The organism is Sandarakinorhabdus glacialis (assembly GCF_014643455.1).
GTDB lineage: Bacteria > Pseudomonadota > Alphaproteobacteria > Sphingomonadales > Sphingomonadaceae > Sandarakinorhabdus > Sandarakinorhabdus glacialis.
On the sequence record NZ_BMJM01000009.1, the window covers coordinates 61991 to 86179 of the forward strand.

The 24189-nt window shown below is 66.5% G+C and carries 22 protein-coding genes; 10 read left to right on the top strand and 12 right to left on the bottom strand.

Features of this window, described 5'->3' with window-relative positions:
- Positions 1 to 51 precede the first annotated feature (51 nt).
- From IEW98_RS12485 to radA, 8 genes are all read right to left on the bottom strand, one after another.
- Positions 52 to 687 carry a biotin transporter BioY gene (locus tag IEW98_RS12485; protein WP_503826711.1) on the bottom strand — a complete coding sequence of 212 codons (636 nt, stop codon included), beginning with the start codon at positions 685 to 687 and terminating at the stop codon, positions 52 to 54.
- Positions 588 to 1586 (bottom strand): NADP-dependent oxidoreductase, encoded by a 999-nt coding sequence (locus IEW98_RS12490; RefSeq protein WP_188763291.1) that lies wholly within the window; start codon positions 1584 to 1586, stop codon positions 588 to 590. Before IEW98_RS12490 ends, IEW98_RS12485 begins: the two co-directional genes overlap by 100 nt.
- A 79-nt stretch (positions 1587 to 1665) precedes the next feature.
- Entirely contained in the window at positions 1666 to 3480 is a 1815-nt protein-coding gene (locus IEW98_RS12495; RefSeq protein ID WP_243450747.1) for a monovalent cation:proton antiporter-2 (CPA2) family protein, read from the bottom strand.
- 2 nt (positions 3481 to 3482) lie between these two features.
- The gene (locus IEW98_RS12500) at positions 3483 to 3929 is read right to left on the bottom strand and encodes an iron-sulfur cluster assembly scaffold protein (RefSeq protein ID WP_188763292.1); all 447 of its coding nucleotides are present in this window, start codon (positions 3927 to 3929) and stop codon (positions 3483 to 3485) included.
- 112 nt (positions 3930 to 4041) lie between these two features.
- Positions 4042 to 4785, bottom strand: coding sequence for a DUF4163 domain-containing protein (locus IEW98_RS12505; RefSeq protein ID WP_188763293.1), 744 nt, complete (start codon positions 4783 to 4785; stop codon positions 4042 to 4044).
- Positions 4786 to 4813: 28 nt separating this feature from the next.
- Positions 4814 to 6157: a cysteine--tRNA ligase gene (gene cysS, locus IEW98_RS12510; RefSeq protein ID WP_188763294.1), complete on the bottom strand. Its 1344-nt coding sequence runs from the start codon at positions 6155 to 6157 to the stop codon at positions 4814 to 4816.
- The gene (locus IEW98_RS12515) at positions 6157 to 6816 is read right to left on the bottom strand and encodes a CvpA family protein (protein ID WP_188763295.1); all 660 of its coding nucleotides are present in this window, start codon (positions 6814 to 6816) and stop codon (positions 6157 to 6159) included. Before IEW98_RS12515 ends, cysS begins: the two co-directional genes overlap by 1 nt.
- 9 nt (positions 6817 to 6825) lie before the next feature.
- Positions 6826 to 8223, bottom strand: coding sequence for a DNA repair protein RadA (radA, locus tag IEW98_RS12520; RefSeq protein WP_188763296.1), 1398 nt, complete (start codon positions 8221 to 8223; stop codon positions 6826 to 6828).
- A 431-nt stretch (positions 8224 to 8654) separates the two neighbouring features.
- Between radA and IEW98_RS12525 the strand changes: the two genes are divergently transcribed.
- The 9 genes from IEW98_RS12525 (at position 8655) to IEW98_RS12565 (ending at position 18435) form a co-directional block, all read left to right on the top strand.
- Positions 8655 to 9863: a pilus assembly protein TadG-related protein gene (locus tag IEW98_RS12525; RefSeq protein ID WP_243450748.1), complete on the top strand. Its 1209-nt coding sequence runs from the start codon at positions 8655 to 8657 to the stop codon at positions 9861 to 9863.
- Positions 9860 to 10327, top strand: coding sequence for a TadE/TadG family type IV pilus assembly protein (locus tag IEW98_RS12530; RefSeq protein WP_188763298.1), 468 nt, complete (start codon positions 9860 to 9862; stop codon positions 10325 to 10327). Before IEW98_RS12525 ends, IEW98_RS12530 begins: the two co-directional genes overlap by 4 nt.
- A 44-nt stretch (positions 10328 to 10371) precedes the next feature.
- A complete protein-coding gene (locus IEW98_RS12535; RefSeq protein WP_207792570.1) occupies positions 10372 to 10725 on the top strand; it encodes a TadE/TadG family type IV pilus assembly protein in 354 nt (117 codons plus the stop codon).
- A gap of 105 nt (positions 10726 to 10830) precedes the next feature.
- Positions 10831 to 13206, top strand: coding sequence for a patatin-like protein (locus IEW98_RS12540; RefSeq protein WP_188763300.1), 2376 nt, complete (start codon positions 10831 to 10833; stop codon positions 13204 to 13206).
- A gap of 176 nt (positions 13207 to 13382) precedes the next feature.
- A complete protein-coding gene (locus tag IEW98_RS12545) occupies positions 13383 to 13970 on the top strand; it encodes a F0F1 ATP synthase subunit delta (RefSeq protein ID WP_371870777.1) in 588 nt (195 codons plus the stop codon).
- A gap of 3 nt (positions 13971 to 13973) precedes the next feature.
- Positions 13974 to 15503: a F0F1 ATP synthase subunit alpha gene (gene atpA, locus IEW98_RS12550; protein ID WP_188763301.1), complete on the top strand. Its 1530-nt coding sequence runs from the start codon at positions 13974 to 13976 to the stop codon at positions 15501 to 15503.
- Between the two features lie 97 nt (positions 15504 to 15600).
- Positions 15601 to 16497 (top strand): F0F1 ATP synthase subunit gamma, encoded by an 897-nt coding sequence (locus IEW98_RS12555; protein ID WP_188763302.1) that lies wholly within the window; start codon positions 15601 to 15603, stop codon positions 16495 to 16497.
- A 12-nt stretch (positions 16498 to 16509) separates the two neighbouring features.
- On the top strand, positions 16510 to 17964 hold the full coding sequence (atpD, locus tag IEW98_RS12560) for a F0F1 ATP synthase subunit beta (RefSeq protein ID WP_188763303.1): 1455 nt from the start codon (positions 16510 to 16512) through the stop codon (positions 17962 to 17964).
- 93 nt (positions 17965 to 18057) lie between these two features.
- Complete coding sequence (locus tag IEW98_RS12565; protein ID WP_188763304.1) at positions 18058 to 18435, top strand: F0F1 ATP synthase subunit epsilon; 378 nt, start codon at positions 18058 to 18060, stop codon at positions 18433 to 18435.
- Positions 18436 to 18576: 141 nt separating this feature from the next.
- On the opposite strand, the gene IEW98_RS12570 is transcribed toward IEW98_RS12565, so the two are convergent.
- The 3 genes from IEW98_RS12570 to IEW98_RS12580 all read right to left on the bottom strand — a co-directional run bounded on the left by IEW98_RS12570 (position 18577) and on the right by IEW98_RS12580 (position 22634).
- Entirely contained in the window at positions 18577 to 20844 is a 2268-nt protein-coding gene (locus tag IEW98_RS12570) for a fused MFS/spermidine synthase (RefSeq protein WP_188763305.1), read from the bottom strand.
- 173 nt (positions 20845 to 21017) lie between these two features.
- Positions 21018 to 21332, bottom strand: a complete 315-nt coding sequence (locus IEW98_RS12575; RefSeq protein ID WP_188763306.1) for a RedY/HapK family protein — start codon at positions 21330 to 21332, stop codon at positions 21018 to 21020.
- A gap of 12 nt (positions 21333 to 21344) precedes the next feature.
- Positions 21345 to 22634 carry an amidase gene (locus IEW98_RS12580; RefSeq protein ID WP_188763307.1) on the bottom strand — a complete coding sequence of 430 codons (1290 nt, stop codon included), beginning with the start codon at positions 22632 to 22634 and terminating at the stop codon, positions 21345 to 21347.
- Positions 22635 to 22842: 208 nt separating this feature from the next.
- Between IEW98_RS12580 and IEW98_RS12585 the strand changes: the two genes are divergently transcribed.
- Entirely contained in the window at positions 22843 to 23367 is a 525-nt protein-coding gene (locus tag IEW98_RS12585) for a hypothetical protein (RefSeq protein ID WP_188763308.1), read from the top strand.
- 89 nt (positions 23368 to 23456) lie between these two features.
- On the opposite strand, the gene IEW98_RS12590 is transcribed toward IEW98_RS12585, so the two are convergent.
- Positions 23457 to 24089: a DUF4136 domain-containing protein gene (locus IEW98_RS12590; RefSeq protein WP_243450749.1), complete on the bottom strand. Its 633-nt coding sequence runs from the start codon at positions 24087 to 24089 to the stop codon at positions 23457 to 23459.
- Positions 24090 to 24189 lie beyond the last annotated feature (100 nt).

The window sequence follows — 24189 nt, forward strand, 5'->3', positions numbered from 1 at the left end:
TCTTGGAGCGGCGGGTGGGGGTGATCACCCCGCAGCACCGTCTCGGCAAAGCTACGCCAACCGCTCCACCCGCCTCCGCGACCGCCAAACCAGACCCGCCGCCACCAGCGACTTCACCACAGCCCCCGGCAAAAACGGCCACAACCCCGCCGCCAAAGCCTGCGGCCCCCCGATAACAGCCGCCAGCCAAGCAGCCCCCATCACCAAACACACCGCATTGCCCAGCAGCATCGCCGCCAGCGCCCGCCCGAGCCCGCGCATCCAGCCGCGCTCGGCCAGCCAACCCACAAGCCCAGCGGCAACCGGAAACGCCAGCAGGTAGCCCGCCGTCGGCCCGGCAAACTTGGCTAACCCACCACTGCCACCCGCCAGCACCGGCAGCCCCGCCGCGCCCAGCGCCAGCCAGGCGACGACCGCCGCCATCCCCAGCCGCCAGCCGAGCAAGCCGCCGACCATCGTCACGACTAGCGTCTGCAACGTGATCGGCACCGGGCCGATGGCAAATTCGAATTGCGACGCTGCCGACAGCGCGGCGACGGCGACGCCGCCCGCGACAATCGGGTTCGGCGCTTGCGCGGCTTTAAGGGTCAGAGCTTCACCAGCATCTTGCCGGTATTGCCTCCCGAAAACAGTCCGATAAAGGCATCCGGCGCCTTTTCGACGCCGTCGAGGACGGTCTCTTCCCACTTGATCCGGCCATCGGCGATCCAGCCGGTCATGTCGGCAAGGAACTGCGGCCGCAGCGCCGCGAACTCGCTGACAATGAAGCCGCGGATCCGCAGCGACTTGCCGACGACCTGGATGATGTTACGTGGCCCGGTCATTTCCGCGGCGTTGTAACCCGAGATCATCCCGCACTCGGCAAAGCGCGCATAGGGCCGCGCGACCTCGATGGCGACTTCGAGATGTTCGCCGCCGACATTGTCGAAATAGATGTCGATGCCCTTGGGCACGGCGGCGCGCACCGCCCCGAGCAGGTCGCCGCAGGTCCTGTAGTTGATGGCATGGTCGACGCCGCGCGCCCGCAGCCAGTCGCACTTGGCGTCGGTGCCCGCCGTTGCGACGACGGTGCAGCCCTTGATCTTGGCGATCTGCGCGACGACCGACCCGACGGCGCCGGCGCCGCCCGAAACGAACACGGTCTCGCCGGCCTTGGGCTGGCCGATCTCGAGCAAGCCCGCATAGGCAGTGTGGCCGGGCATGCCGAGCACACCCAGATACGCCTGGTCGGGGACATTGGCGGCCCGCGCCAGTTTTTCGAGCGCGGCGGCGGGGGCGACGAAGCTCTCGCGCCAGCCGAAGAACGACGATACAAGGTCGCCCGGCGCAAAGCCTTCGGCGTTCGAGGCGACGACTTCGCCAAGCGCGCCGCCCTGGAGCGCTTCGCCAAGGGCAAACGGCGGCACATAGCTGGCGCGGTCGGTCATGCGGCCGCGCATGTACGGATCGACCGACATCCAGGTGTTGCGGACGAGCACCTCGCCGGCGCCCGGCGCCGCTACATCGACGGTTGCAACTTCGAAATTGGCCGCCGAGGGCAAGCCGTCCGGGCGCGATTTAAGGCGGATTTCACGGGACTGGGTCATGGTGGGTCTCCTGGCTACCATCATCGTCTAGGCCCGGCCGCCGAACCCGTCACCCCATCACTTTCCGCCAGTTTCAGGCCTAGGGGACGATTTCCATCTCGTCGTCGAAGGGGATTTCGCCGAGCGCTGCGGGATCGAAACTCAACCGCCCGCGGATCAGCTGGTCCGCCCCGGCGCGGAAATCGCCGCTGACCAGCTGCAGGTCGAGCCGATCGCCGTCGCGCCGGCGATATTCGGCCTCGATGGCGTCGATCATCGAATCGGAGGTGCCGAACACGCCGAGCGCCTCGCGGCCCATATGAATGGCGCTGTCGAAGGTCTCGCGCACAACCGTCTCGACGCCCGATCGGCGCAGCGTCACCCAATGCGTGCGATCGAAGGCGCGCGCCATGATCGGCAGGTCGGGCCACTGCCCGCGGATCGGCGCCAGCGTCGCGGCGGGGTCCCACGCGCCTTCGATGGCGATGACCAGCAAGTCAGCGCGTTCGATGCCCGCCGCGCGCAGGATCTCGATGCGGCGTCCGTCGCCGTAATAGACCGCGATATCGAGGCTGCGCGAGACTTCGATCAGCTCGGAATCGAGATCGATTGCGAGGACCTCGATGCCGCGGCCGCGCAGCATCTGCGCCACCACCTGCCCAAAGCGCCCGACGCCGACGATGATGGCGCGGCCCTCGGCCTCGTCGCCGTGGACGGCGTTTTCGGGGCCGTCGAGCGCCGCGCCGGTGCGCGCCACCTGCAACCGCGACGCCAGCAGGAACAACAGCGGTGTCAGCGCCATCGAGATCGTTACCACGGCGCCGAACAGTTGTGCCGCCTCGCGGCTGATCAGCATGCCGCGCGCCGCCTCGGCGAACAGCACGAAGCCGAATTCGCCGCCCTGGCTGAGCAAAAGCCCCATCTGGAAGGCGCGGATGGTGCCGGTGCCAAAGCCGCGCGCCAACACGAAGACGACGCCAGTCTTGATCGCCATCACGCCGGCCACCAGGGCTGCCACCAATGCCCATTGCCCGGCGACCACGCCGAGATCGAGCGTCATGCCGATGGCGACGAAGAACAACCCCAGCAACAGCCCGCGAAACGGCTCGATATCGGCCTCGAGCGCATGGCGATACGGCGATTCGGCAAGCATGACGCCGGCGACGAACGCGCCCAGTGCCATCGACAGGCCGAGCGACGCCATCAGCAACGCGCTGCCGAGCACCGACAACAGCGCGGCGGCGACAAAAGCCTCGCGCGCGCCGAGCGTGCCGATGATGCGGAACACCCATGGCAGCGCGAAACGCCCGACGACAACCAGGAACGCCAGCGCCCCCACCGTCATCAGCGCCATCTGCCAGCCCGGCAGCGCATCCGGATCGGGCACCCGCGACAGTGCGGCGACAATGGTCAGCAGCGGCACGATAGCGAGATCCTGGAACAACAGCATCGAGAAACTGCGCTCGCCGAATTCGGTGCCGGCGATCTTGCGCTCGTTGAGCAACTGCATGACCAGCGCCGTCGACGACAGGCCGAGCGGCAGGCCAACGACGAGCGCCGCCTGCCAGGTGAAACTGGTCAGCATCAGCACCAGCCCGGTCAGCGCCAGCCCGGACAGAACGACCTGCGCGGCGCCCAGCCCGAAGATATCGCGCCGTAGCGCCCAGAGACGCGAAGGCTGGAGTTCGAGGCCGATGACGAACAGCAGGAGGACAATGCCGAATTCGGCGAATTGCAGCACGCGCTCGGGCTCGTTGACCAGCCCGAGCAGCGACGGCCCGATGATGATGCCGGCGGCCAGATAACCGAGCACGGCACCCAGTTTGAAACGAGTGAACAACGGCACGAGGACGACGCTGGCACCAAGATAGACGACGGCTTCCGGCAGGAACGCCGGGATATGACTCCCCGCCAAGATCAGGTCGCGGACATAATAACGGAATCGGCCGCTTTTTCACCCGCGGCTATGGCGGCATCCAGCGCCAGCAGGATCGAAGGGTGCCGGGCCCGGTGCGGCCGCGCCGGCGCAAACACCGCCATCCCCGGCCATTCCGGCACGGCCTCGCTGCGCCCGCCGAGCCAATCGGCCAGTTCGGTGCGCGCCGCCGCCAGCTCCGCGGCGCTTTTGCCGGCGATTTCCGCGGCGACGAGCGCGGCCGATGCCTGGCCGAGCGCGCAGGCGCGCACCTCGAACCCGGCGCGTGCTACCCGGCCGGCGTCATCGAGGTCGATATCGGCCGTTACCTTGCTGCCGCACACCGGCGACACCTTGATCGCGCTACCTTGGGCCGCGGCCAGCCGCGCAAGGTCGGCCGTCGACGCGGCAAGCCGCAGAATCTGCGTGTTGTAAAGCGCTTCGGACATGCCAGCCGATATAGGTCAAGGCTGGCGGTGTCGCTAGGGCAAACCCGCTTTCTCTCCCCCTAGAGGGGGAGGCAGAGACGGCGCACTTGCGGGTGGCACTCACAAAAACGTTCTAGCGTGCCGGCCCGAAAAGATCGGCGCGGTACTCCGGCTTGACCAATGTCTCGATACCGTCGGGCCAAGGTACGGTCACCAAATACGACCCTTCCGAATAAGGCCCCGCCACATACGGCCCGAGCAAGACCCGGTACTGGCTCGCCACCTGCCCGAGCCCGGCCCAGGGCAGGATTGGCTGTTCGGCAAGGCTGGGGCAGGCATCGAAGGCGCCACCGGTTGGTTCACCACGGCGGCGGCGCTGTTCCTCCGCCAGCATCCGGCAATATTGCGGCTCGATCAGCTTACGCGCACGCGGCCAGTCGGTGAACAGCGCGTCGATGCCGATGCTGCGCCGTGCCGTCTTGTCCCAGATCCTGACCGCAAAACCGGTGTTGCCATGGGCGCCGCCGGTATGGCTCCACGTCTCGAGCGCCAGCGACAACAGCCGCGGCGTGTCCGCCGCCAGCGTCCAGTCGTTGATCGTCTCGTACGGCCGGAACGGAAAGCCTGCCGCCTGCGCGCTGGCGAGATCCTTCGCCGCTGCCCGCCGCGCCTTGGCCGCCTCGCCCAGCGCCTCGGTGCGCATCGATCGCAGCAACGCCTGCTGGGTCGCCGTTTCCGGCGCCATCCGCCAGCGCCACTCGATACCCGGCGAGGCCTGGCGGATCATCAGGTCGGACGCCGGCACGGGCGCTGGCACCCTTGCCGACAGCGCACTCGATCCGGCCAGCAACAACGCCGCCGCAAGAACCCCGCGCATCGTGCCCACTCCCGTCACGCCCGCGCAGCTATGCCCGCCGCCAGCTCGTGCCCGCCGCGCCATCCTCAAGCACCACCCCCGCCGCCGTCAATGCGTCACGGATACGATCCGATTCGGCGAAATCGCGCGCCGCTCGCGCGGCCGTCCGCGCCGCGATCATCGCCTCGATCGCGGCATCGTCCCCGCTGCCGCCCGCCTGTGCCTTGAACCAGTCCTCGGGCGTCTCACCAAGCAGCCCGAGCAGTCGCCCCGATGCCAGCAGCCCCCCCAGGTCGCGCGCATTGCCCAGCCGCGCCAGCACCGCGAGCGCCTGCGGCGTGTTGAGATCGTCGCACAACGCGGCAACGAAGTCCGCATCGGGCGCCGCATCCGGCACCATCTGCCCGCGCAGCAGGCCATAAAATCGGTCGAGCCGCGCCTTCGAATCGGCAAGCAGATCGTCGTTCCATTCAAGCGGCTGGCGGTAATGCGCGCTAAGCAGCGCCAGCCGCAGCACCTCGCCGTGCCAGCCCTGCGCCAGCAATTCACCGACCGTCACGATATTGCCCAGCGACTTCGACATCTTCGCCGCGCTGCCCATGTTGAGGAAGCCGTTGTGCATCCATATCCGCGCCAGCGGCGCGCCGTCGTGCGCGCAGGTCGATTGCGCCAGCTCGTTCTCGTGATGCGGGAACTGCAGGTCCTGCCCGCCGCCATGGATATCGATCGTGGTGCCCAGCGCCTCGGCAATCATTGCCGAGCATTCGATATGCCAGCCCGGCCGCCCGCGCCCCCACGGCGAATCCCACCCCGGCTGATCCGCATCCGACGGCTTCCACAGCACGAAATCGGCCGGCGACCGCTTGTACGGCGCCACCTCGACCCGCGCTCCGGCGATCATCTCATCCAGGGGCCGCCGCGACAGCGCGCCGTAACCCGCGAACGCCGGCACATCGAACAGCACATGTCCCTGCGCCGCATACGCCGAGCCGCGCGTCACCAGCGCATCAATCATGGTGATCATCGCCGGCACGCTCGTCGTCGCCCGCGGCTCGAAATCGGGCCGCTGGACGCCCAGCGCGGCGCCATCGGCGCGATAAAGCCCGGCATAGCGCTCGGTGATGGTCTCAATGGACACACCTTCCTCGGCAGCGCCGGCAATGATCTTGTCGTCGATATCGGTAATGTTACGCGCGTAAAGCACCTTGTCGGCGCCATATGTGTGGCGGAGCAGGCGTTGCAGCAGGTCGAACACCACCGCCGGCCGGAAATTGCCGATGTGCGCGCGGCCATAGACCGTCGGGCCGCAGACGTACATCGTCACCCGGTCGGGGTCGCCCGGGGCCAGCACGTCCTTGGCGCGTGACAGCGTATTATACAGGCGGATCGTCATTATATCGGCGTCGATGGCGACGCCTTCTCCTGCTTGTCGAGCAGCGCCTCGAGCGCGCCGCGTTCCTTGCGGCCATAGCCGTCGCCGTCGTCGGCGTTGCCGTCATCGCCGGGCAGCGCAATCCCGGCATGCGGCTCCAGCGATGCCGTATCGGGCGCCACCCGGCGGCGTTCTTCGACAAAATCGACGAGCGCCTTCGATACCATCGCCAGCGTCGGCGCCGTCCGGGCCTCCTGCAGCCATTCGGGCTTGGGCTCGCCCGGGTCGATCGTTTCGAAGGTCATGTTCGCCAGCAGGAACAACAGCGCCGCGCCAAGCACGCCCTTTGCCGCGCCGAACCCCAGCCCGAGGATGCGGTCGACCGGACCGACGATCGAGTTGCGCGTGCCTGAACTGATCTGGCCGCCGACCAATCGAACCGCAATGAACGCCCCGAGGAACAGTACCACCAGCGCCAGGATCGCGCCGCCCGACTCCGTGCCGACGAAGCCGGCCGCCAGCGCCTTCGCCGGCGTATAGAAAAATCGCACCGCGACGATGCCTGCTACCCAGGCCAGCAGCGACACCACCTCGCCGACGAAGCCGCGCGCCAGCCCGGCCAGCGCCGCGATCACGACGAGGATTCCAACGACGACGTCGAATGCGGTGAGTGCGCCCATCAACGCGCCTTAGGGCTGCCCCGCCAGCCGGTCAACGAGCGCCGCCAAAGTCGGCATCGCTTCCACCCGCATCGCGCCGCTCGCGGTGCCCTTGGGCGCAAAAGCCGAGGCGAAACCCAGCTTCGCCGCCTCCTTCAGGCGCAGCGACGCCAGGCCCGCGGGCCGCAACTCCCCCGACAGCGCGACTTCGCCGAAAGCCACCGCATCATGCGGCACCGGCCGGTCGGTCAACGCCGAAATCAGCGCCGCCGCCACGGCCAGATCGGCGGCGGGATCTTGGACCTTCAACCCGCCCGCCACGTTCAGATAGACCTCGTGCGTGCCGAACCCCAGCCCGCAGCGCGCCTCGAGCACCGCCAGCAGCATCGACAGCCGCCCCGAATCCCACCCCACCACCGCTCGCCGCGGCGTTGCGCCCGACGCGACCTTGACCACCAGCGCCTGGATTTCGCACAGCACCGGCCGCGTCCCCTCCATCGCCGGGAACACCACCGCGCCGCTGACCGAGCCATCGCGGTCGGTCAGGAATAGCGACGACGGGTTGGTGACTTCCTCGAGCCCGTCGGCGCCCATTGAAAACACGCCGATCTCGTCGGTGCCGCCAAAGCGGTTCTTCACCGGGCGCAGGATCCGGTACTGGTGGCTGCGCTCGCCCTCGAAATACAGCACCGTGTCGACCATATGCTCGAGTACGCGCGGCCCCGCCAACTGGCCGTCCTTCGTCACATGCCCGACCAGAATCAGCGCACATCCCGTCGTCTTGGCATAGCGGATGAGTTCCTGCGCGCTCGCCCGGACCTGCGAAACCGTCCCCGGCGCGCCCTCGAGCGTGTCCGAATGCATCGTCTGGATCGAATCGATGACCAGCATCGCCGGCGGCTTGCCCGCGCCCAGCGTCGTCAGGATATCGCGCACCGATGTCTCGCTCGCCAACTGGACGTCGGCCTTCGCCAGCCCCAGCCGCCGCGCCCGCAGCCGCACCTGGTCCGCCGCCTCCTCGCCCGACACATAGGCCACCACATGACCATCGCGCGCCATCCGCCCCGCAGCCTGCAACAGCAACGTCGACTTGCCGATCCCCGGATCGCCGCCGATCAGCACCACCGATCCCGGCACCAGTCCGCCTGCATTCGCTGCAGGCCCACCAATCGCCCCACCCAGCGCCCGATCGAGCTCGCCGATCCCCGTCGACAGCCGCTTCGGCAACTCCACATCATCCGCCAGCGACGCCATCGCGAACTTGCGCCCGCCACCACTCAGCGAGTGTTTCGCCGTGAACGCCGTCACCACCGGTGCCGCCTCGGCCTGGATGGTGTTCCACGCCTCGCAATCGCCGCACTGGCCTTGCCAGCGGCTGCTCACCGATCCGCACGCCTGGCAGACATATCGCGTAGCGGCACGGGCCATGGGCAGCTTTCAAGAATGCGAACGGAAAGTGAACATAGCACCGATATCTCCTCGCGCAAGTCGCACTGTCCGCGTGCCGCCATAGGCCGTCCGGCCGCCGAACCACGATCGCACAAAATCTGCCAGGGTGATGAGCCCGATACTATTTCCGGGGTCTCGAGCATCCTGGCAGTTGCAGATCATCGCAAGGAAGGGCGTCGCCTGACATTATCCCAGTTCGATGGCGCATGTGCGGTGTCAACTTATTCAATAAATTAATGCATGTTTAAGATTAATAGAAATAATAGGGCGTTAAAATGCGTTTGTAATCACAACTCTACTGTTTTATTGCTAAGCAGAATGACGGGGGGCCGTCGCAGGCAGGGCTTGATGCGATGCATATAGGAACCATTGTCCAGAAGCTGTGGGGCGACCGGCGCGGCGCTCTTGCTATGATCACTGCAATCAGCATGCCGGTAATTATCGGCGGCGCCGGTCTTGCCGCCGATACCATCCAATGGAGCTATACCAAGCGCGCCATGCAGCGCCAGGCCGACAGCGGCGCGCTGGCCGGCGCCTTTGCCCTGTCGCAGTCGCAGCAGAATACCGTCGCCGCGACCGTCACTGCCGACCTTTCGCGGAACAACAATGTCGCGATGACGATCGCCCCTGTAATCCAGACGCCTCCGACGGCGGGGGCTTTTTCCGGCGATACGCGCGCCGTCCGCGTCGCGCTCGCAACCGATCTCCGGCTGCCGTTCGTCGCCTTCCTGATGCAGCGCGCAATCCGCATTCCGGCCGAGGCCACCGCCAAGGTCGTGTCCCAAGGCGAATATTGCGTGCTGTCGCTCGAAAACACCAACGTCACCGGCATCAACATGGGCGGCAATACGAATGTCGATCTCGGCTGCGGCATGATGTCGAACTCGCCATCGGCGGTCTCGGTCACCGCCGGCGGCAGCAGCCGGATCAACGCCACGCCAGTTGCTGCGGTCGGCGGCGTGCCGGCGGCGCCCAGCAACTATGCTGCGGGGACCCAGCTCATCCCCTATTCCGTGCCGCAATTCGATCCGCTCGCCAACCTGCCCAGCCCCAATCTGGCCGGCGTGGCCAACCGGAATGGCGGCAATGTCGGCCCCAATCAGCATTCGATCCTCGACCCCGGCGTATACCGGGGCGGGATGGACCTGAAAGGCCAGGTCGAACTGCGGCCCGGCATCTACTACATCGATGGCGGCAGCTTCAGCGCCGGGTCGCAGGCCACGGTCAGCGGCACCGGCGTGGTCATAATCCTGACCCACCACAGCGCCGAGTCCAGCCCGGGTCTGATAGCCCATGTCAGCATCAACGGCGGTGCCACGATCAACCTGACCGCGCCGACCTCGGGCACCTATGCCGGTGTAGTATTCTACCAGGATCGTCGCGCCCTTGACCAGGGGGACAACAAGATCAACGGCAATTCCGCATCGCGCTACCAAGGAACCTTTTATTTTCCCGGCCAGCATGTCGAATTCACCGGCACCAGCGGCCAGGACGTCAGATGCGTCCAGATCGTCACGCGGCGTGTTACCTTCATCGGCAACAGCCACATCACCAATGTCTGCCCGCCCGGCTCGGGCGCCGGCTCGTTTTCCGGCACGCGGGTAAAACTGGTCGCATGATCCGCACGCTCATCGCCCGTCTCGGCCGCGACTGCCGCGGCGCCGCCGCCGTGGAGCTGGCCTTGATCGCGCCGATGGTCTCGGTGTTGGTCTTCAGTGCCATCGACCTTGGCAGTGCCTATGCCCAGAAGCTCGATCTCGAACAGGCTGCCGGCCGGGCGGCGGAACTCGCCACCGCACCGGGTACCGTCTCCGGCACCTATGCCAATCTGCGCCAGGAGGTCATCGCCGCCTATGGGCGCACCTACCGGGCGGCGAACGTGGATAACTGGCTGGAATGCAACGGCGTGCGCGCTAGCAGCTGGACCGCCATCTGCCCGGCTGGGCAACAGATTTCCCGCTATGTATCGGTCGCCATCTCGGCCGAATATGTCCCTCACTTCGGTTACGGCGGCCTTCTGCATGGCGGCGGCGAGAACGGCGGCTTCATCACCACCGGCGATGCCGTGGTGCGCATCCAGTGACCGGCGGCACCTCCCGTTGGTGTCGGCTCGACAAGCGCGGCGCCATGGCTGCCGAATTCGCCCTGATCATCCCCATCCTGCTGGTACTGATATTCGGCATCTTCCAGATCGGCATCGTGTTCTTCGCCAATGCAGGGCTGAAGCACGGGCTGGGCGAGGCGGCGCGCACGGCGACCCTGTGGCCGGCACGGAGCGACGAAACGCTCGCATCGGCTGTGCGCAGCCAATCCTTCGGGATCGTGCAGGCGCAGCTCGAAAATCCTGTCGTCACCCATGGCGTCTCCCAGGGCGCACCCTACACAGAGATCGCGGTGACCTATACGGTGCCCGTGAGCTTGTTGTTCATCGACTTGCCGTCGGTTACGCTGACGGATCGGCGCCGCGTCTTCATCCCCTGACTTGCGCCGAACACGATGCCAATCGGTTCCGGCAACGGCCGCCGGTCACGACTTTCCAAATGCCAGCAACCCGCTTTAGAAGCGTGGCTGAAAGGCGGGCCACAGATGCGCGAAAAGGAACTGCGGCTCGCGCTGGTCTGCTATGGCGGCGTCAGCCTCGCCGTCTACATGCACGGCACCACCAAGGAAGTCTGGAAGCTGTGCCGCGCCTCGATGCGCCGCCATGCTTCACCTGCCACGGCCCTGCCCCCGGCTGACGACAGCGAGATCGTCTACGGCCGGCTGCTCGATACGCTTGCCGCGCACGTCGATATTCGCGTTCTCGTCGATATCGTCGCCGGGGCGTCGGCGGGCGGCATCAACGGCATCCTGCTCGCCCAGGCGATCTCGCAAGGCTCCGACATGGAGCCGCTGCGCGACCTGTGGCTCGAAGGCGCCGACAGCGACCGGCTGCTCGAACCCGCCGGCGCCTCGACCCGCTATTCGAAATGGTGGGCGACGCCGCTGGTCTGGTGGGCACGCCGGAAGGGCCTGGTCATGGACGACATGCGCGATCCTGGCGCGCGCAGCGAAGTGTCGCGCAAGCTGTCGCGCCTGATGCGGTCGCGCTGGTTCAAGCCGCCGTTTTCGGGCGTCGTCTTTTCCGGGCTGTTGTACGACGCGATGGCGGCGATGGCGGCGGGCGTCCGCACGCCGCCGCTGATCCCGCCGCTGCAGCCCCTCGACCTGTTCGTCACCGTCACCGACTATCACGGCGTCGCCGAAAAGCTCCACCTCCACTCGCCGCCCGAGATCATCGAGAACGAGCACCGCCTCGTCATCGGCTTTTCCGATCCCGGCCCGCTGTCCGACGGCCATCGCCACCTCGCCGACATCGCCGAGCTCAGCTTCGCCGCCCGCGCCACCGCCTCGTTCCCCGGCGCCTTTCCCCCGGCGCGGATCGGCGAGATCGACAGGATCGTCGCCGATCGCAAGGCCGGCTGGCCCGGCCGCGCCGCCTTCCTGGCGCGCATCTTCCCCGGCCGCAGCAATCCCGAGACCATCACCCTCATCGACGGCGCCGTGCTCAACAACCGCCCCTTCGGCCCCGCCATCGAAGCGCTCGCCCGCCGCCCGGCGCACCGCGAAGTCGACCGCCGCTTCGTCTATGTCGATCCAAAGCCCGGCATGCACGACATGACGCCGCGCGGTTCGGCGATCCTGCCGGGCTTTTTCGCGACCGTCCTGCGCAGCCTGGCCGACATCCCGCGCCAGCAACCGATCAACGACAATCTGGCGGCCATCGACGCGCTCTCGGTGCGCATCCGGCGGATGCGCTATGTCGTCGATGGCATGACCCCCGAAGTCGACGCCGCCATCGAACGCGCCGTCGGCATCCGCGTCTTCATGTGGAAACCCACACCGCTGCGGCTGTCGGAATGGCGCTCGCGAACCCACAGCACCGCGGCGCGCGAGGCCGGCTTCGCCTATGCCGCCTATGGCCAGCTGAAGACCGCACAGCTCGTCGAGGGAATCGCCGCCCGGCTGACCCAGCTCGCCGACAACGCGGCGCTGAAGGGGCATGGCGACGGCGGAGGTGCCAATGGCTCCGCGCGGATTCGCGCCGCGATCTGGGGCGCCGTCGGCGCCCGCGGGCTCGACCAGCCGGCACAGGCGATTGCACGCGGCGGTGCGGATTCGGACTATGTCGTCTTCCTGCGCAACTTCGATCTCGAATTCCGCATCCGCCGGCTGCGCTTCCTCATCCGCCGCGCCAACACCCTTAGCGAGGCCGCCACAGATGACGCCAGCCGCACCGCGCTCGAGGCGGTGAAGACCGGCCTCTACGAAATCGTTGGCCCCTATATGCTGCGCCGCCAGCCGGTGTTCTACGGCCCGCACATGCACGCCGCCGCCCTCGCAGCGGGCGACGACCCCGACGCGGCGCTGGCGGCGCTGGCGGCGGCGCTCGACCTCAAGAATCTCGACACCCGCAGCGACATCGGCCTCGTCGCCCTGTTCGGTGCCCCGCTGCCGCGCCCGCTGCGCCGCGCCATGCTCAGCGCCTATCTCGGCTTCCCGTTCTTCGACATCGCCATGCTGCCCCTGCTGCAGGGCGACGGCATCGACGAGTTCGACGAGATCCTCGTCGACCGGTTGTCCCCCGACGATTCCCTGTCGCTGCGCGTGGCGGGCGGCGGCGCCTTGAAGGGCGCCCAGTTCAACGCCTTTGGCGCGTTCTTCAGTCGCAGCTTTCGCGAGCACGACTATCTCTGGGGCCGCCTCCACGGCGCCGAGCGCATGATCGACATCGTCGCCTCGGCGCTGCCCGATGCCGGCACCCTGCTGGCGCCCGGCACGATCGATGCCCTCAAGAAACAGGCATTTCGCGCCATCCTTGCCGCCGAACGCCCGTTCCTCGATTACAGCGGCGCCATCATCGACAGTATCGACACCCTGTGCGCGGCGATCCCCGACGCCGGCCCGATGGGCGACGAATGAGGGCGACGAGTGACTGGCACCGCCGCCCCGATTCGCATCATCGCCGCGGCGAGATCACTCCAAATCCACCCTCCTGCCTTGCAACATCCCCAGCCTCGTGCTAGCCGCCGCCGCGTCTGCCGGGCCTTTGCCCCAGGCGCTCGTCATCGTAACTCTTGCCGCTGGACACAGGGCCCTTGGAACCAAATTCTGCAATCGCCCCGGCAAATGCTGCGGGACGTTCGAGCGTAGCGCTCGGCCTGTCGGGCCGTTACGCGACCGCGCTGTTCGACCTCGCCGTCGATGCCGGCAGCCTCGACACCGTCGGCACCAGCCTTGCCACGTTGAAGGATGCCCTTGCCGGCTCCGACGACCTCAAGGCGCTGACCAACAGCCCGATGGTATCGCGCAAGCAGGCGGCCGCCGGCATCGCCGCGGTCGCCGGCTCGCTTGGTCTCGACAAGCTGACCACCGCTTTCCTCGGCGTCCTGGCCGGCAACCGGCGGCTGGGAACATTGTCCGCCATCATCCGCGATTTCACCGCCCTCGCCGCCGCTCGCCGCGGCGAGATCAGCGCCCGCGTCACCGCTGCCCACCCGCTATCCGCCGACCAGCAGCAGGCGCTCGCCGCCAAGCTCAAGGCTGGTCTCGGCCGCGATGTGGCGCTCGATATCACCGTCGACCCTGCGATCCTTGGCGGACTCATCGTCCGCGTCGGCAGCCGCATGATCGATTCATCGTTGAAAACCCGGCTCGATTCGCTCGGCCAGGCACTGAAGGGCTAATCCATGGACATCAACGCCGCTGAAATCTCGCGGGTCATCAAGGACCAGATCGCCAATTTCGGCAATGACGCCGAAGTTTCCGAAGTCGGCCAGGTGCTGTCGGTCGGCGACGGCATCGCCCGCGTCCATGGCCTCGACAACGTCCAGGCCGGTGAAATGGTCGAATTCCCCGGCGGCATCAAGGGCATGGCGCTCAACCTCGAAGCCGATAACGTCGGCATCGTCATCTTCGGCTCGGATGCGGGCATCAAGGAAGGCGACACCGTCAAGCGCACCGGCACCATCGTCGACGTTCCCGTCGGCAAGGGCCTTCTGGGCCGCGTCGTCGACGGCCTCGGCAACCCGATCGATGGCAAGGGCCCTCTGACCGACGTCACCCGCTCGCGCGTCGAAGTGAAGGCCCCCGGCATCATCCCGCGTACCTCGGTCCACGAACCGATGCAGACCGGCCTCAAGGCGCTCGATGCCCTCGTCCCCGTCGGCCGCGGCCAACGCGAGCTGATCATCGGCGATCGCCAGACCGGCAAGACCGCCGTCGCCATCGACACCTTCATCAACCAGAAGGCCGCCAACGCCGGCACCGACGAGTCGAAGAAGCTTTATTGCATCTACGTCGCCGTCGGCCAGAAGCGCTCGACCGTCGCCCAGATCGTCCGTGCGCTCGAGGAAAACGGCGCGATGGAATACAGCATCGTCGTCGCCGCGACTGCTTCGGAGCCGGCGCCGCTGCAGTTCCTCGCACCGTACACCGGCTGCACCATGGGCGAATATTTCCGCGACAACGGCATGCACGCCGTCATCGTCTATGACGATCTCACCAAGCAGGCCGTCGCCTATCGCCAGATGTCGCTTCTTTTGCGCCGTCCTCCCGGCCGCGAAGCCTATCCCGGCGACGTCTTCTATCTCCACTCGCGCCTGCTCGAGCGTGCCGCCAAGATGAACAACGACAATGGCGGCGGTTCGCTCACTGCCCTGCCGATCATCGAGACCCAGGCCGGCGACGTCTCGGCGTACATCCCGACCAACGTCATCTCGATCACCGATGGCCAAATCTTCCTCGAAACCGAGCTGTTCTACCAGGGCGTCCGCCCGGCCATCAACGTCGGCCTGTCGGTCAGCCGCGTCGGTTCGGCAGCCCAGACCAAGGCGATGAAGAAGGTCGCCGGCACGATCAAGCTCGAGCTCGCCCAGTACCGCGAGATGGCCGCCTTCGCCCAGTTCGGCTCGGATCTCGATGCCTCGACCCAGCGCCTGCTCAACCGCGGCGCCCGGCTGACCGAATTGCTCAAGCAGGGCCAGTACAAGCCGATGCCGTTCGAGGAGCAGGTCGTTTCGATCTTCGCCGGCGTTAACGGCTATCTCGACACCATCCCCGCCAAGGAAGTCACCCGCTTCGAGGCATCGCTGCTGGCCCATGTCCGCGCCGACCACGCCGGCGTGCTGACCGCCATCCGCGATTCCAAGGACCTGTCGGCCGATACGACCGCCAGCCTGAAGACGCTGATCGCCGCTTTCGCCAAGACGTTTGCGTAAACCAGATCTCGTCACCCCGGCGAAGTCCGGGGCCCATCTCCTCAACATCACGGAGATGGGCCCGCCTTCGCAGGCGGTGACGGCAAAGAGAGAGTAGATGGCAAGCCTCAAAGCCCTCAAGATGCGCATCACCTCGGTGAAGTCGACGCAGAAGATCACCAAGGCGATGAAGATGGTCGCCGCGGCCAAGCTGCGCCGTGCCCAGGAAGCCGCCGAAGCCGCGCGCCCCTATTCGGAGCGCATGGCATCGGTGATGGCCAGCCTCGGCGCCACCGTTCAGGTCGGCCCCGAATCGCCGCGGCTATTGGCGGGCACAGGCAAGGACCAGGTCCACCTGCTCGTCATCGCCTCGTCGGAGCGCGGCCTCGCGGGTGGTTTCAACACCAACATCGCGCGTCTTGCCCGCAAGAAGATGGAATCGCTCCTCGCCGCCGGCAAGACCGTCAAGCTGCTGTTCGTCGGCAAGAAGGCCCGCGCGCCGTTCATGCGGACCCACAAGGAGCTGATCATCGGCTACCTCGACCAGTCGCACATCAAGAACGTCGCCTTCGCCGATGCCAAGGTCATCGCCGACGAGGTCACGACCCGCTACGAGGCCGGCGAATTCGACGTCGCCCACCTGTTCTTCGCGCGCTTCCGCTCTGCGCTCGTCCAGGAACCGACCGAGATCCAGATCATCCCGGCCGCCCTGCCCGCACTCGGTACCACCGATGTCGCAGTCGCCAAGGACGCCGTCCCCGCCGCGGTCGAATACGAGCCCGACGAGGAAGCCATCCTCGCCGAACTCCTGCCGCGCAACCTCGCCGTCCAGGTCTTCCGCGCCCTCCTCGAGAACGCCGCCTCCGAACAGGGCAGCCGCATGACCGCGATGGACAATGCGACCCGCAACGCCGGCGACATGATCAACAAGCTGACCATAACCTACAACCGCACGAGACAGGCCGCGATCACCAAGGAATTGATCGAGATCATCTCGGGCGCCGAAGCGCTTTAAGGAGCACGCCACATGGCCACCACCCCCACCACCAATAACGTCGGCCGCGTCTCGCAGGTCATCGGCGCCGTCGTCGACGTCCATTTCGATACCGACCTGCCCGCCATCCTGAGCGCGCTGGAAACCCGCATCGAGAACCGCCGCCTGGTCCTCGAAGTCGCCCAGCATCTCGGCGAGAACACCGTCCGCACTATCGCCATGGATGCCACCGACGGGCTTGTCCGTGGGCAGGAAGTTACCGACACCGGCTCGCAGATCCGCGTTCCCGTCGGTCCTGCCACGCTCGGACGCATCCTCAACGTCATCGGCGAGCCGATCGACGAAATGGGGCCTGTGAACGCCGAAACCACCATGCCGATCCACGCCGAGGCACCGCTGTTCGTCGACCAGTCGACTGAAAGTTCGATCCTCGTCACCGGCATCAAGGTCATCGATCTCATCGCCCCCTACGCCAAGGGCGGCAAGATCGGGCTGTTCGGCGGCGCCGGCGTCGGCAAGACCGTGCTCATCCAGGAACTGATCAACAACATCGCCAAGGGCCATGGCGGCACCTCGGTGTTCGCCGGCGTCGGCGAGCGCACCCGCGAAGGCAATGATCTTTACCACGAATTCCTCGAAGCCGGCGTCATCGCCAAGGACGAGAACGGCAACGCCACCTCCAAGGGCTCCAAGGTCGCGCTCGTCTTCGGCCAGATGAACGAGCCGCCAGGCGCCCGCGCCCGCGTCGCCCTGTCCGGCCTGACCAACGCCGAATATTTCCGCGATGTCGAAGGCCAGGACGTGCTGTTCTTCGTCGACAACATCTTCCGCTTCACCCAGGCCGGTTCCGAAGTGTCGGCACTTCTGGGCCGCATCCCGTCGGCCGTGGGCTACCAGCCAACCCTTGCCACCGACATGGGCCAGCTGCAGGAGCGCATCACCTCGACCAACAAGGGTTCGATCACGTCCGTTCAGGCGATCTACGTTCCCGCCGACGATCTCACCGATCCAGCGCCTGCCACCTCGTTCGCGCATTTGGACGCGACCACGACGCTCAGCCGCTCGATCGCCGAGCTCGGCATCTACCCGGCCGTCGATCCGCTCGATTCGACCAGCCGCGTTCTCGAACCCCGCACCGTCGGCGAAGAGCATTACGCCGTGGCCCGCTCGGTCCAGGAAGTGCTGCAGAAGTACAAGTCGCTTCAGGACATCATCGCCATTCTCGGCATGGATGAGCTGTCCGAGGAGGACAAGCTGACCGTCTCGCGCGCCCGCAAGATCCAGCGCTTCCTCTCGCAGCCCTTCCACGTCGCCGAAATCTTCACCGGCACCCCCGGTGTCTTCGTCAAGGTCGAAGACACGATCAAAGGCTTCAAGGCCATCGTCGCCGGTGAATACGACCACCTGCCCGAAGCCGCCTTCTACCTCGTCGGCACCATCGAAGACGCGGTCGCCAAGGCCCAGCGCCTGGCAGCCGAAGCCGCGTAACCTTCTTCCCCTCTCCCCTTGCGGGAGAGGGCGACTCGCCCCTTGGCGAGCGGGGTGAGGGGTCTCTCCCGCCCCACCAGCACAGGACGAACCATGGCCGACCTCCTTAACTTCGAACTCGTCTCCCCCGAACGCCTGCTCAGCTCGGGCCAGGTTGCCATGGTCGTCGTCCCCGGCTCCGAGGGCGACTTCGGCGTCCTCCCCGGCCACGCCCCGATGATGAGCACCATCCGCCCCGGCGCGATCTCGATCTACGAAGCCGACTCCAACACCTTGACCCGCCGCATCTTCGTCGACGGCGGCTTTGCCGAGGTCAACGACAAGGGCCTGACCATCCTCGCCGAAAGCGCGACGCCCGTCACCGACCTCGACCCCGCCAGGATCGCCGTCGACCTCGTCGCCGCCCGCGCCGCCAAGGACGAAGTCGCGATTGCACGTTTCGAAGCGATGCAGGCAGCCATCGTCAATTAGCTGCTTGTCCTCCCCCTCAAGGGGGGAGGCGACTCGTGCCGTTTGGCACGGCGGGTGGGGGTGGTCCCCCGCAGAAACAAAAGCGCCGCCCCTCTACCCTGCCCGAGGGGTCTGTGGCCAACGCCCCAGCCGCGGAAGGCGCTACTTCTCCTTCCCCCGGAACACCTTCACCACCGGCAAGATGCTGGCAAAATCGTCGGTCCACGCCACCAGCCCCGCCTGCCGCCGCGGCGCCGTCCACGCTCCCGCCGGCAGTTCCGCGGTCATTGCCACCATCGCTTCGGGCGTCCGGGTGAGCGCGATCCAGACCGACCGCGTGAACAGCTGGCCAGCAGGCTGGTCGCCCTTGGGCGCATAGTCGCGCACCCTGACCGTCCAGCCTTCGGCAGCGCCGATCGCCGCGATCATCGGTTCAAGGTCGAGAAACTGGTTCGAGACATGGATGAGCAGCACGCCCTCCGGTTGCAGCGCCCGGCCATAGACGCGGAACGCCTCGCGGGTAACGAGATGGAGCGGGATCGAATCCGACGAGAAGGCATCGACGGCGAGGATGTCGAGGTCGCCGGGCTTTGCCTTCAGCAGCGTCAGCCGCGCATCGCCGAGCACGATCGGCAGGTCGGGCCGGCATTGCCCTATATAGCTGAAGCGCTTTTTGGCGATCGCTGCGACCGCCGGGTCGATCTCGTACGCGGTCCATTGCTGCCCGGGCTCGGCGTAACAGGCGAGCGTGCCGGTCCCGAGGCCGACGAAGGCGATATGCGCGTCGTCGCCGAAGCGGTCAGTGCGCCGCATCACCATGCCGACGCCGCTTTCGGGCGCATAATAGGTCATCGGGATCGCCGAGCGCAGCGGATCGAGCGACTGGACCCCGTGCAAGGTCGTGCCGTGGACCAGCGTGCGCCGCACATTCTCCGGCTCGTTGTAGATCGCATAGACGCCGAAAAAGCTGCGCTCGCGCGCGCCTTCGGTTGCCGATACCTTGAGCTGGCCGACACCGCCGAATGCAAGCAGGAGCATGGCAAAGACATAGGCGAACAGCCCGCGCCGGCCGATCGCCACCACCGCCAGCAGCCACAGCGCCGCGACGGCAAACAGTTCGAAACTCAGGCTGTCGGGCACCATCTTGCCGGGTGTCATCTGCGCGATCCTGAAGCCGGCGGCGACACCCAGGATCGTTGCAACGACGATCACCAGCACCCGGATGCGCCGGTCCTGCCACAGCGCGCCCAGCCGCGGCGACAGTTGCGGCGCCGGGATGACGACCGCCGCGAGTATAAGCAGCAGCGGATGCTCGTAAGGCCAATCGAACAGCACCGGCGCGACCAGCGCGCACAGCACGCCGCCGAGCGCACCGCCGACCGAGATCCACAGATAGAAATCGGTCAGCCCGCCGACATCGGGCTTGTCCATCGCCAGCGTGCCGTGCAGCGCCAGCGCGACGATGAACAGCACCACCACGCCGGCCGCGGCGAACAGCGTCGCCGCTCCGGGCCCCGAACGCAGGCACACCCATATGCCGAGCGCCAGCAACGCCCCCGGGGCGATCAGCTGCGCCCATCTGGCCCAGCGCTCCCCCGACGCGCCGAAGGCAAGCACGAAGCTCAGCAGATACACACCCAGCGGGATGACCCAGAGCAGCGGCGTCGCGGCGATATCGGTGGTCAAATGGGTCGTCGTCGACAGCAGCAACCCGGACGCGACGAACGCCAGCAACGTCCAGCGGCCGCGCCGGGCCCAGGTGACCTGCACCCCCGGCGCGGCGGCGGCTTGCACTGCTACCGGGCCACCCTGCATCACCGACAGCCCGCACAGCGCTACAAGGCCTGCCAGCACGACAAATCCCAGCGACCACAGCAGCGACTGGGTACCCAGCGCCAGCGTCGGTTCGACGAGCAGCGGATAGGCAATCAGCGCGGCAAAGCTGCCGAGGTTCGACGCGGCATAGAGAAAATACGGATTCGACGCATCGGGGTGCTGCGACCGGCCGAACCAGGCCTGCATCAAAGGTGACTGCGCCGACGCGACGAAAAACACCGGCCCGATCGACGCCGCCAGCAGCCCGAGCAGCCACAGCGCCGGCGGCGTGTCGGCAGCGGCAGGAACCCAGCGCGCCACACCGACCGGCAGGGTCAGCGCCGCGGCGCCGAACAGCAGCAGGTGGAGCAGCAACTGCCGCGACAACGGCAGCCGCCGGATCAGATGGGCGTAAAGATAGCCGAGCAGCAGCGTCACTTGGTAGAACAGCATCGCGGTGTTCCACACCGACGGCGAACCGCCGAGCAGCGGCAGCACCGACCGACCGAACATCGGCTGGATCAGGAAGAGCAGGAACGACCCCAGCATGATCGTCGCCGTGAATAGCGGCCGCAGCGGCAGGGCAAGGCGGTAGGGAGCGGTGGCGGATGTCACCCGGCGATTGTTACGGACGATGCCGGCGAATGCCTACGAAAATCACAAAACGTCCCAAATCGCCCGAATTCAGGCCAAAACAGCCCTGCCCACAACCCGCGACATACCCGAAAATTACCGGCAACCAGCCTGAAACTGCCCGCAAATCATCCCGCAATGCCCCGATCCAGCAATCACGCCAGGCTCAGCGGTTCGGTCAGGATAAACGCCGGCGTATCGGCAAATTCCTCGAACTCTTTCAACACGTCCTGGATCGCCGCACTCGCCATATCGGTCCCGAAGCCTTCCATATCAGGCACATCGATCACTTCGACATAGGCATAAAGCGGCACGCCCTTGCCTCCCAACACGCCGGTCGTCCGGTACACCTGGAAATCATCCACCGAAGGCAAGGCCCGCACGCTGGGGATATCACGCGCCTTGGCCCAAGCCTCGTAATCCTCCGCCGAAACACCAACCTTGAGATTGAACAACATTATGATTTTCATACGGTATTTCCTCTAGCGGAAGCCAGCCGGCGCCCGATAACCACCCAGCGCCGCATCCAGCCTTGCTCCCAACGCCAGCAAGGTCGCCTCGGATCCACGCCGGCCGATGATCTGCACCCCGACCGGCATGCCATCCGCGTCAAACCCGGCCGGCAACGACAGCGCCGGCACCCCGGCGATATTCGCCAGCGCGGTAAAATGCCCCTGGGTATTTGGCACATGCCCGTGCGCGAAAGCCACCTGCGGCGTTGTCGGCGTGACCAGAACGTCGAAGGTTTCCAGTAGCGAGTTCAACAGCTTGTGCGCCAACGCCATGGCCGCGAGGCTGCCAGCGACAGTATCCGGCGATGCCTCGGCCCCAAAATCGAGCACCGCGGCAAACGCGGCGCTGATACCGCCGGCACGCCGATCCGCCGCAAAGGTCAGGGCCGCCTCGCGCGATGACTCGATATAGCCGCCGAGCCGGGCTGCCCTGACATCGAGGCCCAGCGTCGCTGCTTCGACGACGGTGATCCCTAGCCCCTCTAGCGCAGCGACCGCCGCCCGGAAGCATTGCTTTACAGCAGGTTCGCAGTCCGCCTCATTCACAGCGCGCAGCGTCGCCGCCCGGGTCACCGGACGTTCCGCTGCCAATGGCGCAATGACGGCCATCACTGCAGCAAGGTCGGCAATCGACCGTGCCAAGGGTCCGATACAGTCGAGGCGACGCGCCAACGGCACAAGTCCATCGTCGGAAATCAAGCCGGTACCCGGCTTCAAGCCATAGACGCCGTTGAATGCCGCCGGGATGCGGACCGAGCCCAATGTGTCGGTACCCAGCGCCGCTGCACACAGCCCGGCCGCTACGGCGGCACCCGATCCGCCGCTCGAACCGCCGGGCGTCCGGCCTAATTTGTGAGGGTTTTCAGTGCGACCATATGCCGGGTTGTCGGTCGTCGCGCCAAGCGCGCCTTCATGCATGTTGAGATGGCCGAGGATGACGGCGCCCGCGTTCCGGAGCAAGGCAACGACGGCGGCATCGGAGGTGGCGATGTCGTCGCGGCGTGCCGCCAGGCCAGCCGTCGTCGCGAGTCCCTCCACGTCGATATTGGCTTTGATCCCAAAGGGAACGCCTTCGAGCGGCCGTGCTTCACCTAGCCGGATGCGGATCGCCGATTCCGCGGCGGCGGCGCGCGCATTGTCCAGGTCCAACGCCGTGAAGGCCTTGAGTTCTTCGTTGAAATTGGCGATCCGCCCGATATAGGCCTCCGTGATCGCCACGCTGTCACCGGCGCGGATCTCGGCGATCGTCAAATTGTGCATCACTATCCCCCGTGCCCGGCCGCATCGGCAGCAACATATTGTGGATATTCGAGGCACCGATCAACTTCTGTCGATGGTGTCAAAAGTCGATGATAGCGAATGTCCGGATCATCGAGAACACGGGATATCGCCAACAGGGGCCGTTCAGGAATCAATGGTTACACGGATCGCATAAAGGCTTTAAGCGATGACGCCATAACGGGAGTTGATGACGATGCGGGCTGCAACGATGCTGATGCTGATGCTGATGCCCTTGGCGGCGGTCATACTGGTTGCCGGCCCGGAGCAGGGGAGAGCGGCACAGGAAACGCCGGCCGCGGCACCCGCCCCAGCTGCGACGCCCGCCCCGGCGCGCAGCACGTTGAAGCCGGTTCCGGCGCCCGGCGGTGATACCAGCCAACCGCGCGAGAGGCTGGTGACGGTGTTCGGCACCGAGGAATGCCCCAAACCTTCGTCACCCGACGAGGTCGTCGTCTGCGCCCGCCTGCCGGATTCGGAAATCTACCGGATTCCACAGCAGCTGCGCGCGGCCAACGACCAGCGCACGAGCCCGTTCCAGGCCAACCGCAGCCTGTTGCTCGGTGATGCGAGCGGCGGCGCCGGCGGTTCGATCGGTAGCTGCTCGGTTGTCGGTTCGGGCGGCGCAAGCGGTTGCAACCAGGATCACATCGACGCCTGGGCGCGGGACCGGACCGGTCGCATGGGGCAGAGCGAAGAAGTGCCGCCGCAGTAGGATTTGCCGGCAAATAAAAAGCCGCTGCCCCGGGGCAGCGGCTTTTTGGTGCACGCTATACAGCGGTCGGGGCGTACCCGGCGTGCCGGTCAGCTCGTTGGGCGGACAGTCGCCGGCCGGTCCGGACGGGTCGGGTCAAAACGGACACGGACGGTTTCGCCGCTCTGCCCGGGGAACTTTGTAAACATGGCAGTGACAAGGTTTGGTACCAGCTTTGGCAGGTTGTTCGAGGTGCTGACAGTCTCGGCGCGACCTTCGAAGACACTGGCCTTGTCGGCACTGCGATACATCTTCATCGCCACCTGGCTGGTGAACTGCGTAACCGAATAAACCTCGGGAGCGCCCCAGCCGCCACCCCAGGCACCGCCCCAATATGGATTCCAGCCGTAGCCGCCGTAACGGCCACCCCAGCCGCCGCCCCAACCGGCACCACCCCAACCGGCGCCGCCCCAGCCACCTCCCCAACCGCCGCCCCAGCCGCCGAAGCCAGTGCCGGGCCGAGTCTGAATACGTTCACGCGGTGGACCGACGTTATAGTCGAACTGCACAGTAACGGCAGCCTGCGACGGCGTCGCTGCCTCGACAAAGCCGTTGGTCAGCAATTGCTGGCGAACCAAGGCAGCGTAGGTTGCGAACTCGAGGCTGCCGGCCTTGTCGGGGTTGCCGGCCTCGATGACAAAGCTTTTGGCAGACTGTGGCGGCAGCGCATTAAAGCGCGCCACCCGAGCTTCGAAAGTCGGCGCGCAGCCCGCGAGAAGCGCCAGGCCTGCAAGGGGCAGAAGGACGCGGGCGCGGCCTTGAAGGACATCTCGACCAGACGAC